The organism is Psychrobacter sp. TWP2-1-2 (assembly GCF_049896785.1).
Taxonomy (GTDB): domain Bacteria; phylum Pseudomonadota; class Gammaproteobacteria; order Pseudomonadales; family Moraxellaceae; genus Psychrobacter.
This window is the reverse complement of record NZ_JAFCVA010000001.1, coordinates 374,188-390,217: the sequence shown is the minus strand read 5'-3', so window position 1 is coordinate 390,217 and position 16,030 is coordinate 374,188. Positions and strand designations below refer to the sequence as shown.

The 16,030-nt window shown below is 42.8% G+C and carries 13 protein-coding genes; 7 read left to right on the top strand and 6 right to left on the bottom strand.

All coding sequences use genetic code 11. The features are described 5' to 3' along the window. Nucleotides 1-216: 216 nt before the first annotated feature. The 5 genes from sohB (at nucleotide 217) to ACP7AE_RS01550 (ending at nucleotide 6,229) form a co-directional block, all read left to right on the top strand. On the top strand, nucleotides 217-1,197 hold the full coding sequence (gene sohB, locus ACP7AE_RS01570; RefSeq protein ID WP_201539238.1) for a protease SohB: 981 nt from the start codon (nucleotides 217-219) through the stop codon (nucleotides 1,195-1,197). Between the two features lie 245 nt (nucleotides 1,198-1,442). Then, entirely contained in the window at nucleotides 1,443-2,693 is a 1,251-nt protein-coding gene (locus ACP7AE_RS01565) for an acyl-CoA dehydrogenase family protein (RefSeq protein WP_201539354.1), read from the top strand. 153 nt (nucleotides 2,694-2,846) lie between these two features. Next, a complete protein-coding gene (locus ACP7AE_RS01560) occupies nucleotides 2,847-4,124 on the top strand; it encodes a phosphotransferase family protein (protein WP_426241118.1) in 1,278 nt (425 codons plus the stop codon). Nucleotides 4,125-4,363: 239 nt separating this feature from the next. Then, nucleotides 4,364-5,122: a histidine phosphatase family protein gene (locus ACP7AE_RS01555; protein WP_201539226.1), complete on the top strand. Its 759-nt coding sequence runs from the start codon at nucleotides 4,364-4,366 to the stop codon at nucleotides 5,120-5,122. A 237-nt stretch (nucleotides 5,123-5,359) separates the two neighbouring features. Next, complete coding sequence (locus ACP7AE_RS01550; RefSeq protein WP_426241117.1) at nucleotides 5,360-6,229, top strand: SDR family oxidoreductase; 870 nt, start codon at nucleotides 5,360-5,362, stop codon at nucleotides 6,227-6,229. A gap of 126 nt (nucleotides 6,230-6,355) precedes the next feature. Here ACP7AE_RS01550 and ACP7AE_RS01545 read toward each other — a convergent pair whose 3' ends face one another. From ACP7AE_RS01545 to ACP7AE_RS01520, 6 genes are all read right to left on the bottom strand, one after another. Further along, nucleotides 6,356-8,056 carry an AMP-binding protein gene (locus ACP7AE_RS01545; protein ID WP_270894141.1) on the bottom strand — a complete coding sequence of 567 codons (1,701 nt, stop codon included), beginning with the start codon at nucleotides 8,054-8,056 and terminating at the stop codon, nucleotides 6,356-6,358. A 635-nt stretch (nucleotides 8,057-8,691) separates the two neighbouring features. Then, on the bottom strand, nucleotides 8,692-10,389 hold the full coding sequence (locus tag ACP7AE_RS01540) for an AMP-binding protein (RefSeq protein WP_426241116.1): 1,698 nt from the start codon (nucleotides 10,387-10,389) through the stop codon (nucleotides 8,692-8,694). Between the two features lie 583 nt (nucleotides 10,390-10,972). Next, nucleotides 10,973-11,764 carry an ABC transporter permease gene (locus ACP7AE_RS01535; RefSeq protein ID WP_426241115.1) on the bottom strand — a complete coding sequence of 264 codons (792 nt, stop codon included), beginning with the start codon at nucleotides 11,762-11,764 and terminating at the stop codon, nucleotides 10,973-10,975. Nucleotides 11,765-11,864: 100 nt separating this feature from the next. Further along, nucleotides 11,865-12,455, bottom strand: a complete 591-nt coding sequence (locus tag ACP7AE_RS01530) for an ABC transporter ATP-binding protein (RefSeq protein ID WP_426241114.1) — start codon at nucleotides 12,453-12,455, stop codon at nucleotides 11,865-11,867. Then, entirely contained in the window at nucleotides 12,430-12,750 is a 321-nt protein-coding gene (locus tag ACP7AE_RS01525; protein ID WP_426241113.1) for a hypothetical protein, read from the bottom strand. Before ACP7AE_RS01525 ends, ACP7AE_RS01530 begins: the two co-directional genes overlap by 26 nt. Before the next feature lie 72 nt (nucleotides 12,751-12,822). Next, the gene (locus tag ACP7AE_RS01520) at nucleotides 12,823-13,413 is read right to left on the bottom strand and encodes a thioesterase (protein ID WP_426241112.1); all 591 of its coding nucleotides are present in this window, start codon (nucleotides 13,411-13,413) and stop codon (nucleotides 12,823-12,825) included. A 221-nt stretch (nucleotides 13,414-13,634) separates the two neighbouring features. Between ACP7AE_RS01520 and xthA the strand changes: the two genes are divergently transcribed. Together xthA and argJ are read left to right on the top strand one after the other, a co-directional pair. After that, nucleotides 13,635-14,459: an exodeoxyribonuclease III gene (gene xthA / locus ACP7AE_RS01515; protein ID WP_426241111.1), complete on the top strand. Its 825-nt coding sequence runs from the start codon at nucleotides 13,635-13,637 to the stop codon at nucleotides 14,457-14,459. A 127-nt stretch (nucleotides 14,460-14,586) separates the two neighbouring features. Further along, a complete protein-coding gene (gene argJ, locus ACP7AE_RS01510; RefSeq protein WP_201539203.1) occupies nucleotides 14,587-15,810 on the top strand; it encodes a bifunctional glutamate N-acetyltransferase/amino-acid acetyltransferase ArgJ in 1,224 nt (407 codons plus the stop codon). Nucleotides 15,811-16,030: the final 220 nt, after the last annotated feature.

The following is a 16,030-nucleotide window of genomic DNA, read 5'->3' as shown; positions in this document are numbered from 1 at the left end:
TGTAAACGCATATTATGCCTAATCTGCCCTTGTTATACAACCAGTGGCGTCCAATCAAAGCGTAGGAAAGTATCAGTAATGGGCGTATTTATTCAGTAACATTTGCATTGGGTTAAATATTGTCATTTTGCTTGAAAATATCAGCCACTGTGCACATATCAGGCTCACTTATAAAATCTTATTAAAATTATTCTAATCATGTAAGGAATGCTACTCATGCTTTTTCACCCTGCTAAGAACCCTGTTGAGCTACAAGTTGTTCATCTAAATAAAAGCCAAGAACAACGCCGTGAAGACTTAATGGAGGCAACTCAAGGTAAAGCCGCGCTTAAGCAATTCAAAAAAGTAATGGCTAAAAAAGCCAAGCAAGCATTGAAAGCAAAAAGCAAAAATAAGAAAAAAAACAGTGATAATAAATCACAAGTTTTCGTTCTCGACTTTGACGGTGATATCAAAGCCACGGCAGTCAAGCATTTACGCGAAGAAATCAGCACATTAATCAGCAGCGCAAATAAAGGCGATGAAGTCGTGGTACGTCTTGAATCAGGCGGCGGGTTGGTTCATGGTTATGGTTTGGCAGCAGCGCAATTGGCACGTCTAAAAGAGGCTGGTTTAAAACTAACAGTCTGTGTCGATAAAGTCGCGGCCAGTGGTGGTTATATGATGGCTTGTGTGGCGGATAATGTAGTGGCTGCGCCATTTGCTATTATTGGCTCAATCGGTGTGGTATCACAGTTGCCAAACTTTCATAAATGGCTAAAAAATCATGACGTCGATTATGAGATGTTTACCGCTGGTGACTATAAACGTACTGTCACTATGTTTGGTGAAAATGACGCTGACGACCGTGCCAAATACCAAGAAGAGCTGGAGCAAACGCACGAATTGTTCAAACATTTCGTGAACACCTATCGTCCAGCATTAGATGTTGCGAAAGTCGCAACAGGCGAGCATTGGTATGGTGAAGATGCGCTAAAACTGAATTTAATTGACAGTCTGCAAACCTCAGACAGCTATATTTTAGAGCGTATGGAAGACAATGAAGTCTATGCGCTGCATTCACGTCAAAAGCCAACGCTGGCCGAAAAGTTGGGATTGTCACAAGCGGCAGAAGCCACCGTGAATATGGCGATTGACAAGCTGCCAGATGTATTGGCACGTTTTGATTTTAATAGCCGTTTAAATATCCTAAAGTAGTTTTCAATTTTTCACTTTAAATAAATGCATTGTTTGTATTTTGTAAAAGGCGTGTCCTAGCGGGTCGCGCCTTTTTGCTGTTTATTCATAAATGCTGTGTTATAAATGTGGCATACAGAACAGAGTATACGCACGTACACTATAAAATTAGCATTGGGCTTTTTATAAAAGCTTTATGTGAACGTGATGAAAATCATTAACCATCAGCAAGGAAAAGGATGCCAGCTATGTCTGAAAACACATTGATGTTTACCGCCACCGAACATGGTCAAGCCATGCATGCCAAAGTCAAAGCATTTATCGAAACCCATATTGAGCCGATAGAAGCACAGTTTTGGGCGGATTGTCATGCGCAAAACCCAGACGGCAATTGGAAAAATTGGCAATGGCCAGAAAAATACGAGAGTTTGCGTAAACAAGCACGCGAAGCCGGTCTATGGAATTTATTTTTGCCAGATGACACGCTAGGGGCAGGGCTGTCGGTGACCGATTATGCACCGATTGCCGAGCTCACTGGTCGCAGTTTATTAGCGCCTTATGTGTTTAACTGTAATGCCCCTGATAGCGGCAATATGGAGCTTTTATGGCGCTATGGTTCTGAGGAGCAGCAAGACAAATGGCTAACGCCAATCTTAGAAGGTAGAACGCGTTCGGTATTTTGTATGACTGAGCCTGATGTCGCCTCCAGTGATGCGACCAATATGCAAGCGACAGCTGTGGTTGATGGCGATGAGATTATTATCAATGGCAGTAAATGGTGGTCATCGGGTCTTGGCGACCCTGCGGTCGATATTTTGATTGTGATGGCGTACACGCCTGATGAGAATAAAGACCGTCATCATCAACATTCGATGGTATTGGTCCCAGCAAAGACAGCGGGTGTCAACATCGAGCGTATGCTCAAAGTCTTTGGCGATTATGATGCGCCGCACGGCCATGGTGAAGTCAGCTTTGATAATGTACGTGTGCCCGTCAGTCACTTTATCGGTGGTGCAGGTATGGGCTTTGAGATTGCGCAAGGTCGCCTAGGACCAGGTCGTATTCACCATTGCATGCGCTGTATTGGCGCTGCCGAAAAGTCGCTAGAGCTGGCTGTTAAGCGCGGTATGGAACGTACCGCTTTTGGTAAGCCATTATTACAACTGGGTGGTAATTTTGAGCGTATCGCTGAGGCGCGTATTAAGATTGACCAAGCGCGTTTATTGACACTATATGCAGCGCAAAAAATGGATGCGCAAGGCACAAAAGCAGCATTGACTGAAATCTCTGCTATTAAAGTGGTTGCACCAACCGTGCTACAAGAAGTGGTCGATATGGCGATTCAGATTCATGGTGGCATGGGCGTTTGCCAAGATACGATGTTGCCTGCTTTCTTTGCGCAAGCACGAGCGCTGCGCTTAGCTGATGGTCCTGATGAAGTGCATAAAACGATGATTGCTAAATTAGAATTAAAGCGTCAGGGTTTTAGCCGTTCCTCAAAGCCTGTGAAAGCCTAATTTTCATTTGCAATAATCGTATAGAAACTGGTTTAAATGAGCATTTGCTTGAATTAATTTCTCATTGAAATTCACTATTACACCGTTAATAGTGAATTTTCAGCCCTATACTCACTGATAAAACATAATTGAGCACACGATAAGGAATGTCATATGGCAACTGCTAATCAAAGCAAAACTACCATTAAAGAAGTAGCTAATAAAATCTTAGATAAAGGCGGCGAGGTTCGTGAGGGCGAAGAGCTTGATGCCAAAGCGGTCAGCTCATGGCTACGTGATCAGGGTGTGGATATAAAAGGCGAACCTACCGTTACTCAATTTTCAGGTGGCGCATCAAACTGGACCTATCGTTTGCAATATGAAGGCGAAGGTAAAAGCCAAGACTTAATTTTACGCCGTCCACCAAAAGGCACCAAAGCAAAATCAGCACACGACATGGTGCGCGAATATACGGTTCAAAAATCCTTAAAAGATGCTTATCCTTATGTACCTAAAATGGTCGCGCTATGTACGGATGAGTCCGTCATCGGTGCTGACTTTTATGTCATGGAGCGTATGGAAGGTATCATTCCTCGTGCCAATTTGCCAAAAGGTATCGATTTAAATGAAGAGCAAACGCGTGCATTATGTACCAATGTTATTGATGCTTTGATTGAATTGCATCAAGTCGATTATAAAGCGCATCCTGATTTGGTCAATCTTGGACGCGGTGAAGGTTATTGCGAGCGTCAAGTAACTGGCTGGGACAAGCGTTATGTCAAAGCCAAAACGCCCAACGTCCCAAGTTTTGCCTTAGTACGTCAATGGCTCGGTAAGCATACGCCTGCTGACAGTAAGACTTGTCTCATTCATAACGATTGGCGCTTTGATAATGTGATTTTGGATGCAGCAGATCCGACCAAGGTGATCGGCGTACTCGACTGGGAAATGGCGACCTTGGGCGATCCTTTGATGGATTTGGGCAGCGCATTGGCGTATTGGATTGAAGAAGATGACAACATCATTATGCAGCAGTCACGCCGTCAGCCCACCCATTTAAAAGGCATGATGACTCGCGATGAGGTGGTTGCTTATTATCTTGAGCAGACAGGTCTAGAGATAGACAACTGGACGTTTTATGAAGTGTTTGGGTTATTCCGTCTAGCGGGTATCGTTCAGCAGATTTATTATCGCTACTATCATAAACAAACGACCAATCCAGCCTTTAAAAATTTCTGGATTATTGTACACGTATTACATGCCAAATGTCTGAAGTTGATTGCTCAATATGAAGGTGAGATTTTATTTACTAGCCGAGTACAGCCGCATCTACAGGATATGGGTGTTGATGCTGCGATGATTGAGCAGTTGCCAAGTCCTATGCAGGCTGTTATCAAAGGTATCTTACCAAAAAGCTATTTTGGACAAAGCGCACCTAAAGCTGAAGAGTAAGTAGGTTAAAAATTGAAAATCTAGGGCATGTCCTCAATTCAATAGAGCATTCTCTAAATGGGCTAAAAATGGCTGGATTTTGCCAAACTGCGTCAAATAGCTTATGAATATCTCGATATTATTTGCGCTATTTTCCTTGTTTGGCGGCAATTTATCTCATTTTTTTCATCATTTTAAAATGAGGACACGCCCTAATACGTTTAAAAATTATAAGAGTGCGATTAATAAGGCAATATTTTATGACAACCATACTTTTGGCCCGTCATGGTCAAGCGTCATTTGGACAAGAGAATTACGATCAACTGTCAGAGCTGGGTGGCAAGCAAGCGCAGATGCTAGGTCAGCATTACGCGACGACTCAGCGTCGAATTGATGCGATTTTTACTGGTAGTTTGGTTAGGCAGCAAGACTCTGCACATCATTTTTGGCAGCGTTATCAGTCATTTGTTGATAGCGATAGCAATATCTCTAGTAAGCCTGCGATCGATATAAGTGCGCCGGATAGCTATGTACTGCCACAATTTGATGAATTTAATCATAAAGACGTGTTTATAAAGTCTAATTCTGCTTTCATGAGTAAAGGTGCTATTGCGGCTGAAATTGCGCAAGCAGAAGCGCCATCTATGCGTTTAGCGGAGTTGTTTGATTCTGCGATGCAGCGCTGGCATGCAGGTGACAATGACAGTGATTATATTGAGAGCTGGTCACAATTTAATGAGCGGGCAAAACAAGCGCTTGAGCAAGTGCGTTTGCAAGTGGCTAATCTGAATTTAGAGTGTGATAGTACGGTGCTGGTATTTACTTCGGGCGGCATTATTGCGGCTATTACCGCGCAGTTATTACAACAAGGCAGTCAAACTGCGTATCAAATTAATAAAAGCTTGGTTAATACGGGCGTGACGTCTATTACTTTAAAAGCGCAGAGTACACGGCTATTGTCTTTAAATGAATACAGTCACTTATTTGCTGATGGTAAACGCTTCGTGACGTGGCGATAACATAGCATGTGATGGTGGTAAGACATCAAGGTCATAATTAAGCAATGACTAAGTCGTGATTAACATCAGGATAAAATGATCACTCTAAACTCGTAGCCGATTTTTATGTTATTAAAATCGGCTATGATAATTGTTGAGTACTTTTTGTGTATTTTTATGACAGACAAGCCGCACTTATCAATTTGCGATATTATAGACTGTCAACTTCATATAATATGGATGTAAACAGGACGTTCTATGCAAAATAAATTGATCAATTTAGTCACCAAAAGCGCCAAACAAAGTAAAAATCAGCTATTTAGCGCAATTCAGCCCGCACGATACCTAAAAGGTTTAAATAAGCAGCAGATTGGTCGTGGTAAAACAGTATTAATCACGGGTGCCAGCTCAGGACTAGGCGAAGGCATGGCAAGATTGTTTGCTAAACTTGGCTATAATTTAGCGATTTGCGCGCGTCGTACCGACCGTCTAGAAAGTCTACAATCAGAGCTGATGGCAGAATATCCTGATATTCGTGTTGAATATCGAGCATTAGATGTCAGTGACTATGATGCCATATTCGATGTATTTGATGCGTTCGCAACTGACTTTGGTCATATCGATCGTGTGGTGGTCAATGCAGGAGTCGGGGATAGTCGCCGTATTGGTAAAGGGCGCTTCGATACCAACCGCCGTACCGTTGAGATTAACTTTGTCTCTGCGCTCGCGCAATGTGAAGCGGCGATGAATATATTCCGCGCACAAAACAGCGGTCATCTGGTGGTGATATCAAGCATGTCAGCAATGCGTGGACTGCCTAAGCATTTGACCGCTTATGGCGCAAGTAAGGCAGGTCTGGCTCATCTGGCAGAAGGCATTCGTGCTGATATGTTATTAACCAAATTGCCCATTAAAGTCTCGACCATTTATCCGGGTTATATCCGTACTGAAATTAATGAAAATGCCAAACCACTACCGTTTGAAGTGGATGCAGATACGGGCACCAAATCCATCATTGCAGCGATTGAGGCTGGAGTCGATGAAGCTTGTGTACCAAGTCTACCGTGGTCTATCGTCGGTCAAGCAATGAAGCATCTGCCATTACAGGTGGTCAATAAAGTCAATTAGTAACTAGTTGACTTCATTGCTTTGGTATCAGCAGCAATGAAGTCAAAAAGAAGACAATAAAAAACCCTCAGCATCAAAGTTGAGGGTTTTTTATTGTCTTCTTTTTAAAAATCTAAAATCTATGCACTACAGGGTTTGAGGATTATCCGACATATGCTTTTCACGTAGCTTTTGACGCAATATTTTACCCACATTACTCTTTGGCAACTCGCTGACAAATTCGATATGACGTGGGCATTTATAACCAGTCAAATTGTCCAAAGCAAATTCTTTAATATCACTCTTGGTAACATTATTATCAGCAGGGACGATATAAATTTTGACTGCTTCGCCTTGGTGGTCATCAGGAATACCGATCACTGCGCAATCAATGATGCCTTTATAATCTAGCATGACTGACTCGATTTCATTTGGGAAGACGTTAAAGCCTGAAACCAAAATCATATCTTTTTTGCGATCAAGTAAAGTGATATAGCCCTGTTCATCCATACTGATGATATCGCCAGTACGGAAATAACCATCGCTAGTAAAGTCATTGCTATTGTCTTTATTAAAATAGCCTGAAGTGATGTTTGGGCCTTTAATGCACATCTCGCCAGCTTGATGTAAGCCGACACGATTACCTTCATCATCAACGACAATGATATCTACGCTAGGGACAGGTATACCAATCGTACCGTTAAATTTGCGATCAGTGATGACGTTAGCCGTACCAGCTGCAACGCCTTCAGTCATACCCCAACCTTCGACCATCGGGCAACCAGTGACTTCTAACCAGCGAGCAGCTGTTTGTTCAGTTGCTGCCATACCACCTGCTTGTGAGATGCGTAGCGAGCTAAAGTCCAAGTCTTTAAAGGTTGGTTGGTCAAGCAAGCCTTTAAACAAAGTATTTACCGCTGGCAATATATGGAACGGCTGTTTTGATAGCGTTTTAACAAAGCCCGGCATATCGCGTGGGTTAGGAATCAAGATAAAGGTGTAACCTGAGCGCATGCCTAACAGGGTCAGCATAAAGGCAAAAATATGATAAAGCGGTAACGCCATCACCATATTGATATAGACCTCATTAATATCTGAGGTGATAGGGCGGTACCAAGCTTCTGACTGCATCGCAGCGGCGACAACGTTACGCTGAGTCAAAACAGCGCCTTTCGACAAACCAGTCGTTCCACCAGTATATTGCAAAATTGCTTTTTGTTGCAGTGTGGTTTTTGGTGATTGGATAGGCAAATTTTTGCCTTTCTTCAGCACATCAGGAAACTTGGTCACATCGTATTTAGGGTCATTTAGGTTATATTTAGGCACTAAGCGTTTGACCTGACGGATAACCGTATTAACCAAAATACCCTTTAGCCCCATCATATCGCCCATTTTCGAGAGGACAATACGCTTGATGTCGGTTTCTTCAATGACTTGTTCGAGCGCTTGAGCAAAGTTATCAACCACAAAGATAACCTGAGCACCCGAGTCATTCAACTGATGGCGCAGCTCACGACCAGTGTAAAGTGGGTTAACAGGGGTACACACGTAGCCCGCTCGCAAAATACCAATCATCGTTGGCAGATATTGCGGCACGTTTGGCATCATGAGTGCGACCACACTGCCTTTAGGAATGCCTTGCGCTTGTAACCATGCGGCAACGGCAAGTGAGGCTTTATCCACATCACCATAAGTATGAGTGACACCCATACAAATAGTCATAGGATGCATACGAAAACGATTGAAACATTCCTCATACAGCTCTATGAGGCTCTCATATTGATCAGGATTAATGGTCTTGGGTACGTTTTCTGGATATTGCGCCAGCCAAGGCTTATCTACTGTCATACTTAGCGTCCTTAAATGTTGTGATACGTTAAGGTTCTATAAAAGAGTAGTCACATCCTTGTCAACAATATAAATCATCGCCTTGAGAGCAATGGATTGTCGCGTGCTATCCTATTGATTCACAGACTGCTAAAATACGGTGACCTCTATATAAATTATTTAACTACAAGCTCATTTTACTATAAAAAGCAGTGATCTAAATGCAGTAAACAGCTGGTTACTATTATCCTTACTAAGAAAAGCACCACTTGCTCATAAACTGACCTGAATTGAACGACTATCGACTCCCACTAATAAAAAATAGCGTGACTTATTTTGGCAACACATTAACATAACTACAATTGATATTGTTATTTTATACAAGAACTTGATAGTTTATAATTAAGTTTGATAAAGCAAAAAATATATGTTGTAACCGTATAGAGGATAAGCGGTTAGCAACAAGGTGCGAACGGCATTTTCCTTGGAAATTTGTGAGTCATTATACGAATCATCTAGTTTGTAGAAAAAGTTGTTATGTAAAAGCATTAACATTATAGTTACAAATTAATGATTTTCTGTATAAGAATGATAGATTCACATAAAAAAAGCGCTCTACATATGATGTAAAACGCTTTTGATAATGATTTCTTTATTTACAATTGTGGGTTGTCAGACATATGCTTTTCACGCAGTTTTTGACGTAATACTTTACCCACATTACTCTTTGGCAACTCACTGACAAATTCGATATGACGCGGGCATTTATAGCCAGTCATATTGTCCAATGCAAATTCTTTAATGACTTCCTTGGTGACATTGTTATCGGCAGGGACAATATAAATTTTGACTGCTTCACCTTGATGCTCATCAGGAATGCCGATCACCGCACAATCAATAATACCATCACAATCTAGCATCACTGATTCAACCTCATTTGGGAAGACATTGAAGCCTGAAACCAAAATCATGTCTTTTTTGCGGTCTAATAATCTAAAGTATCCTTTTTCATCCATGCTGACGATATCGCCAGTGCGAAAGTAGCCATCTGCCGTAAAGTCATCACTACTGTCTCTGTTAAGATAACCTGAGGTTACGTTAGGACCTTTTACACACATCTCACCAGCTTCGTTGACACCAACGCGCTTGCCTTCATCATCGATGACAATGACATCGACACTAGGAACAGGGACGCCAATTGTACCGTTAAACTTGCGATCAGTGATGACGTTAGCGGTACCTACAGCGACACCTTCTGTCATACCCCAACCTTCAATCATAGCGCAACCAGTGACTTCTAACCAGCGTGCCGCTGTCTGCTCAGTTGCTGCCATGCCACCTGCTTGTGAGATGCGTAGTGAGCTAAAGTCTAACTCTTTAAAGTTTGGATGATCAAGTAAGCCTTTAAATAAGGTATTCACCGCTGGCAATATATGGAACGGCTGTTTTGACAGCGTTTTAATAAATCCTGGTATATCACGTGGATTAGGAATCAAGATAAAGGTGTAGCCTGAGCGCATGCCGAGTAGACTGAGCATAAAGGCAAAAATATGATAGAGCGGTAACGCCATGACCATATTGATATAGACCTCATTAATCTCTGACGTAATCGGTTTGGTCCATGCTTCTGATTGCATCGCCGCGGCGACGATATTACGCTGCGTTAAGATAGCCCCTTTAGATAATCCTGTTGTGCCACCTGTATACTGTAAAAATGCTTTTTGATCTAACTGCATTTTTGGTTTGTGGAAAGGAAGGCTTTTGCCTTTCTTCAGCACATCAGGAAACTTGGTCACTTCGTGCTTAGGGTCATTCAACTTGTACTTAGGCACTAAGCGTTTGACCTGACGAATGATAGTATTCACCAAGATACCTTTTAAGCCCATCATGTCGCCCATTTTCGAGAGGACAATACGCTTAATATTGGTCTCGTCAATGACTTGTTCGAGCGCTTGAGCAAAGTTATCAACCACAAAGATAACCTGAGCACCCGAGTCATTCAACTGATGGCGTAATTCACGACCAGTATACAGTGGGTTAACAGGAGTACAAACGTAGCCCGCTCGCAAAATACCAATCATCGTTGGCAGATATTGCGGCACGTTTGGCATCATGAGTGCAACCACACTGCCTTGAGGCAGCCCCTGCGCCTGTAACCATGCAGCAACGGCAAGTGAAGCTTTATCAACATCATCGTAGGTATGGGTCACGCCCATACAGATACTCATAGGGTGCAGACGAAAGCGCTCAAAGCATTCTTCGTACAGCTCCATGATGCTGCTATATCTATCGGGGTTGATAGTTTTTGGTACACCATTAGGATAATGGGCAAGCCAAGGTTTATTCGGCGTCATAGTCAGCGTCCTTGAAGTTTAAAATAGGGTGAATTCTGTCGTAAAGCAGTCATATCCGTGTCAATAAAACACATCAGCGCTGACGTAAACCGTTTGCCGCTGAGCGTGATAATATCCTTATCTATTGACTGGCTGCTAGGTTTTATTGCTATCGTACAAAACGACTTAATCATTACTAAAGGATAATGACGTCAATTGAACGAACAGATCGCTTAATCATAAAAGCATTTTTGCTCTTAAATAAGCTCTACCTGTTATCTAACACTAAGGTATCAGAAAATAATGATACATTTAAGCAATACAGTAGCATGAATGTCATCAAATACTATACTAGTGTGAAATACTGAGCAGTGCATAAATAAAGCTGAAAAATATGATTTTTATGGAATTTCACGTGATTAGATAGTTGTGCTGTTTGTCACTTAAGATACGCTATTCGCCGCTTAATAAGTATAGAAATGAATGAGTATAGAAATGAATGAGTATAGAAGGATGAGTGAAGCAAAAAAGTTATCATAGCCAACATTAATATATCAACTAGAGATTTGTCAGCACTCCAACTTAATGTAGTTATGCCCAATTATCAAGGTGATATCAGCTGCTTGTTTTTATTAAAAAAGCGTCGATAAATGAGTAAAGCACTGATTGTACAGCCGAGCGTACTGCTCACACATATCAAAAACATGGTGACTATCTGATAGCGAATCGCTTGAGTGGGGTCAGCGCCAGCCAATATTTGACCCGTCATCATTCCGGGCAAGCTAACGATACCGACGACTAGCATAGAGTTCAGCGTCGGAGTCATGCCATTGACAATGGCGGCGCGTATTGGCTCATGCACTGCTTCAAATGGGCGAGCAGATAGGCTGAGCATCATCTCTATACGTCCTTGCTGCTCATGAAAGGATTCAATCAACTGGTTGCTGGTCAATGAGATAGCGGTGAGCGAATTGCCCAATATTAGCCCCAATATCGGAATAACGAATTGCGGTGTGTACCAAGGCTGTACCTTTAAAATAATCATGATGGCTATGGCAGTGACTAATATAGCCGAAGCGCTTACTGCCAGCAAAGTGTCAGTTAACAAACCTTTATAGCTACGTTTGACGCGATTTTTGGCAGCAGCGCCTGCAATCAAGGTCATAATGGTCAAAATTAACAGGACTTCATACCACTGTTCACGAGCAAAAATCCATGCCAATATCAAACCGATAAAACTAAGCTGGAGCACCGTGCGGATAGCCGCGATTAACAGCGTTTTGGTCAGCTGTAAGCGTAGCCGCCAAGAGATAATAAGAACGATGATAATTAAGCTGCTGGCAAGGGCAATATCACCGTAAGTTAAAAATACTTGTATGTCATCTGTACCGCTCATAGTGGCTCATTATATAAACTGACGAATATAAGATAGACGTTAATGCGAATTTGTTAAAAAAAGTCATCTTAAAGAGTGACATGACAGGGTTAGCTCAACGTTAGAATATCTCAGTTAATACCCCTGCTTGCATCTGCCAATGCTGATCGGCTAATGGCATGATGTCTTGTGTATCGTGAGTTACCCACAGTAATGTACGCTGCTCATCTGCCTGTAACCAGTTTATGAGTAGATTGACGAGCTCGGCTGATGTGTCACTGTCTAGAGCCGCGGTAGGCTCATCTAGTAATAACACCCGAGGGTTCAATTGTAAGAGGCGTAACGTGTTGACCAGTTGCCGCTCGCCGCCCGATAGATGATAGACTTCTTGCTGCAAAAAGTCAGCGCTGCGTTGCAATTGCTCAAGCTGTGCGATATGCCAGTCGATATCAAACCTGCGATGCTGATGCGCTTGTAGCTGATAAGGCATTTGCAAGTTCTCAAGCACACTGCCTTCTAATAATTGTGGGTGCTGGGCGAGTAGGGCAACGTGCGTGCGCCACTGTATCGGTGCAGTATCATGGATACTACAATAAGCACTACTGGTTGATTGGTCATCAGAGCGCAAACACACATTGCCGCCGCTCATGGGCAATAGTCCAGCCAATACCCGTAATAATACCGATTTACCACTGCCAGAAGCGCCTGTCACCTGTCAACACGGCTACTTGACCTGCTAACAGCTTGCCTGTGGCGCCATCGATTAATAATCGTTGATGTGCAGGTATGATTGGCTGAGAGACAGGGTTTGGTCTTAGTTTGCTGATCCATCTTTGATAAATGGTAGATAGCGCAGATGTTGTAGATTCTGTGGCTTCCATATTTTTGTTATTAATATTTTTATCGTCAACCTTGTTATCATTATAGGCAGGTATGCTGGCTGTACGTTTACTATGTACCTGAATATTCTCGAATATCAGTATCGGTTTATTATTATGAAGATGCATAAGTCGTTATCGCTAATTATTCAGCCACTAAGTGTCCAATCATTGGGTATCCAACCACTAATTATCCAACCACTAAGCATTCAACTGCTCGTGGATCGCTTGCTCAATGGTATCGCGTAAATGCTTTGGAACACGAATAGGGCGCATGGGCATGGCACTAGCAACCGCAGTATCTACCTTACTATTGGATAGCGGTTTGGTTTTGACTTGGTTTTGCACACAAGCAATGACGATTTTGCCACTACTTAATAAGCTGCTAGCATTAGCATTGCTATTAGCATAATCAGGAGAAAGGCTGTCTGGGCTGTGACGATAAATGCTCTGATAAAAGATAATGCTGGCAGGTTTTAACTCGACTTTATCGATGCGCACACTGATGACTTCATCTAACAAAATAGCTCTTTTGTATTGCAAGTCTGCTTGACTGACGACAAAATGCTGGATTTCTCCATCGTCAGTCTGCAAAAAATACCCGTTTAAATTCAGTTCCCCAAACCAATCACGGCGGCAGTTTTCAAAAAACACCAAATGATTGGCATGGTAGACTATACCGCCTGCATCAGTATGGTTAATATAGACATTATAATTTTTGGTAAACAATGGCGTATATTCGCCGCCTACACTTGCCACTGTGTTTGTATTTTTGCTGTTATTTTTTATCATAAAGATGCTCGGTCATTGTTTTAATAAATATTGTTCGATGTTCATGATTAGATGGCCAAAATTTGATAGCAGCCATATTAACCACAACTACTCTAGCTTAAGATATCAGGGCGCGCAAGAGTTAGGTCGGTCGACGTCTGTTATGATAGTGGATTGTGCACTTTCATAGCCCATTTCTTTATATTAGCACCGTATTTTCATCAATTAGTATAGGATAATTTATGACCCGTTTTGTCAGTTTTAATATCAATGGTATTCGCGCTCGTCAACATCAGCTTGAGGCCGTGCGAGAAGTGATCGATCCTGATGTGATGGGTCTACAGGAAACCAAAGTACATGATGAGCAATTCCCCCTAGAAAACATAGAGAGTCTGGGCTATCACGTAGAGTACTTTGGTCAAAAAGCCCATTATGGCGTGGCATTACTATCCAAGGTTGCACCTATATTTGTGCAAAAGGGTTTTCCTGGTGAAGATGCTGAGGCACAGAAACGCTTTATCCATGCCCGTTATGATTTTGACGGTCGTGAAATTGATGTGCTTAATGGCTATTTTCCACAAGGCGAAAGCCAAGATCATCCGACCAAATTCCCGATGAAGCGCGCTTATTATGCAGATTTAATGGCGTATATCGATACCCTAAAAGCAGAAGGTCGCTCGCTCATAATCATGGGTGATATGAATATTGCCCCAGAAGATACTGATATTGGCATTGGCGACGTCAATGCTAAGCGCTGGTTGAAAAATAGAAAGACCTCGTTTTTACCAGAAGAACGCGAGTGGTATGCGGCGCTGATGTCACGCGAGCTGACAGATACCTATCGCTTACATTATCCAGAGAGCACAGAGCTATATAGCTGGTTTGATTATCGCAGCCGTGGGTTCAATGATGAGCCGAAACGTGGCTTGCGTATCGATCATATTTTGTGCAGCTCGGATCTTGTTGAGGCCTGTGTTGATGCTGGTATTAGTTATGAGCTACGGGCGATGGAAAAACCGTCTGATCATGCGCCAATTTGGTCGGCATTTGATTTAAAAAAACGGTAGTATTTATATAGGTCGTGTTTGATACTTCAGCAGCAGTAGCCTCATGGTTGAAGGCTCAACGCGCCTCAGTATTTATCGCATCAACCGTTATAAATAATGATAAAAATTTCACAATAAGGATTAAACCATGGCAGTCGGAAATGTTACAGTACCTGATATTATTTATCCTATCGAAGGAATCAAGCTAAGCGCCACTGCCGCAGGCGTACGCTATAAAGACCGAGATGATTTAGTACTGATTGAGATCGCTGATACCGCGACCACTGCGGTTGTGACCACCAAAAACACCTTTTGTGCAGCGCCTGTAAGGGTATTGCGCGAGCATTTTGCCAAGATGAGTCCGCGTTATTTGGTCACTAACACAGGTAATGCTAATGCTGGGACGGGTGCTGATGGCAAACGTCGCGCCGTTGATATCTGTGCCTCTCTGGCGAGTAAGGCTGGCGTGGATAGTAATGCAATATTGCCATTCTCGACCGGTGTCATTGGCGAGCCATTAAATAGCGATGCGATCATCGCGGGCTTAGATAATGCACTTGCCAATTTGGGGGCTGACAATTGGCTTGCCGCGGCGAATGGTATTCGCACCACAGATACGATTCCGAAGCTCGCTAGCCAAAAAATCGACGTGGCGGGTAGCAGCTATCATATTACCGGCATGTCAAAAGGCTCAGGCATGATACGCCCTAACATGGCAACCATGCTAGGTTATGTGGCAACTGACGCCAATATTGCTGCTGACCTATTACGAGAAATGCTAAGTGCCATTAATGAGCAGTCTTTTAACCGCATCACTGTCGATGGCGACACTTCAACCAATGATTGCTGTGTGTTGATAGCCACGGGTGCTGCCAGCTCAGATATCATTGATAGTCCAGAACATCCGCATTATCAGGCTATATTTTCGGCTTTGACCGAGGTGTTTGTCCGTCTGGCGCAATTAATCGTACGTGATGGCGAGGGTGCTACCAAGTTTATGACCGTCAACGTCACTGGTGGCAAGACCACGCAAGAGTGCTGCGATGTGGCATATGCGGTCGCGCATTCACCGTTGGTCAAAACCGCGTTCTTCGCTAGCGATGCCAACTGGGGTCGTATCTTAGCGGCGGTTGGTTATGCTGGTATCGAAGACTTGGATACGGAACAAGTGGATGTCTATCTCGATGAAGTCATGATTTGCCAGAATGGTGGCGTCGCGCCTAGCTATACAGAAGAAGCGGGCAAAGCAGTCATGAGTCGTCCCGAGATTACCATTCATATCGATCTTGCTCGCGGTGATTCCAGCGACACCGTTTATACTTGTGATTTGTCCTATGACTACGTCAAAATTAATGCGGATTATCGTAGTTAAGGGTTATCACTGTCAGCTAAGTAAAATACTGTTTAATGAATAACTGAGCCAGAGTGACTATTACTCTGGCTTTTTGATGTGTAAATTTTGCTCAGTATCAATTTACTTTACTATTCAATACGCGCGATTAACAACAGTTGCAAAAGCTGACGTTACTTTACAAAGCAGTTATAGAGCAGAAGACGAGTTGCGCTCTATACTGACCTCAGTAAACAAACAA

What these genes read in the sequence shown, in the direction of transcription:
- sohB (WP_201539238.1), top strand. Translation starts at nt 217, where the DNA reads ATGCTTTTTCACCCTGCTAAGAACCCTGTTGAGCTACAAGTTGTTCAT.
- ACP7AE_RS01565 (WP_201539354.1), top strand. Translation starts at nt 1,443, where the DNA reads ATGTTTACCGCCACCGAACATGGTCAAGCCATGCATGCCAAAGTCAAA.
- ACP7AE_RS01560 (WP_426241118.1), top strand. Translation starts at nt 2,847, where the DNA reads ATGGCAACTGCTAATCAAAGCAAAACTACCATTAAAGAAGTAGCTAAT.
- ACP7AE_RS01555 (WP_201539226.1), top strand. Translation starts at nt 4,364, where the DNA reads ATGACAACCATACTTTTGGCCCGTCATGGTCAAGCGTCATTTGGACAA.
- ACP7AE_RS01550 (WP_426241117.1), top strand. Translation starts at nt 5,360, where the DNA reads ATGCAAAATAAATTGATCAATTTAGTCACCAAAAGCGCCAAACAAAGT.
- ACP7AE_RS01545 (WP_270894141.1), bottom strand. Translation starts at nt 8,056, where the DNA reads ATGACAGTAGATAAGCCTTGGCTGGCGCAATATCCAGAAAACGTACCC.
- ACP7AE_RS01540 (WP_426241116.1), bottom strand. Translation starts at nt 10,389, where the DNA reads ATGACGCCGAATAAACCTTGGCTTGCCCATTATCCTAATGGTGTACCA.
- ACP7AE_RS01535 (WP_426241115.1), bottom strand. Translation starts at nt 11,764, where the DNA reads ATGAGCGGTACAGATGACATACAAGTATTTTTAACTTACGGTGATATT.
- ACP7AE_RS01525 (WP_426241113.1), bottom strand. Translation starts at nt 12,750, where the DNA reads ATGCATCTTCATAATAATAAACCGATACTGATATTCGAGAATATTCAG.
- ACP7AE_RS01520 (WP_426241112.1), bottom strand. Translation starts at nt 13,413, where the DNA reads ATGATAAAAAATAACAGCAAAAATACAAACACAGTGGCAAGTGTAGGC.
- xthA (WP_426241111.1), top strand. Translation starts at nt 13,635, where the DNA reads ATGACCCGTTTTGTCAGTTTTAATATCAATGGTATTCGCGCTCGTCAA.
- argJ (WP_201539203.1), top strand. Translation starts at nt 14,587, where the DNA reads ATGGCAGTCGGAAATGTTACAGTACCTGATATTATTTATCCTATCGAA.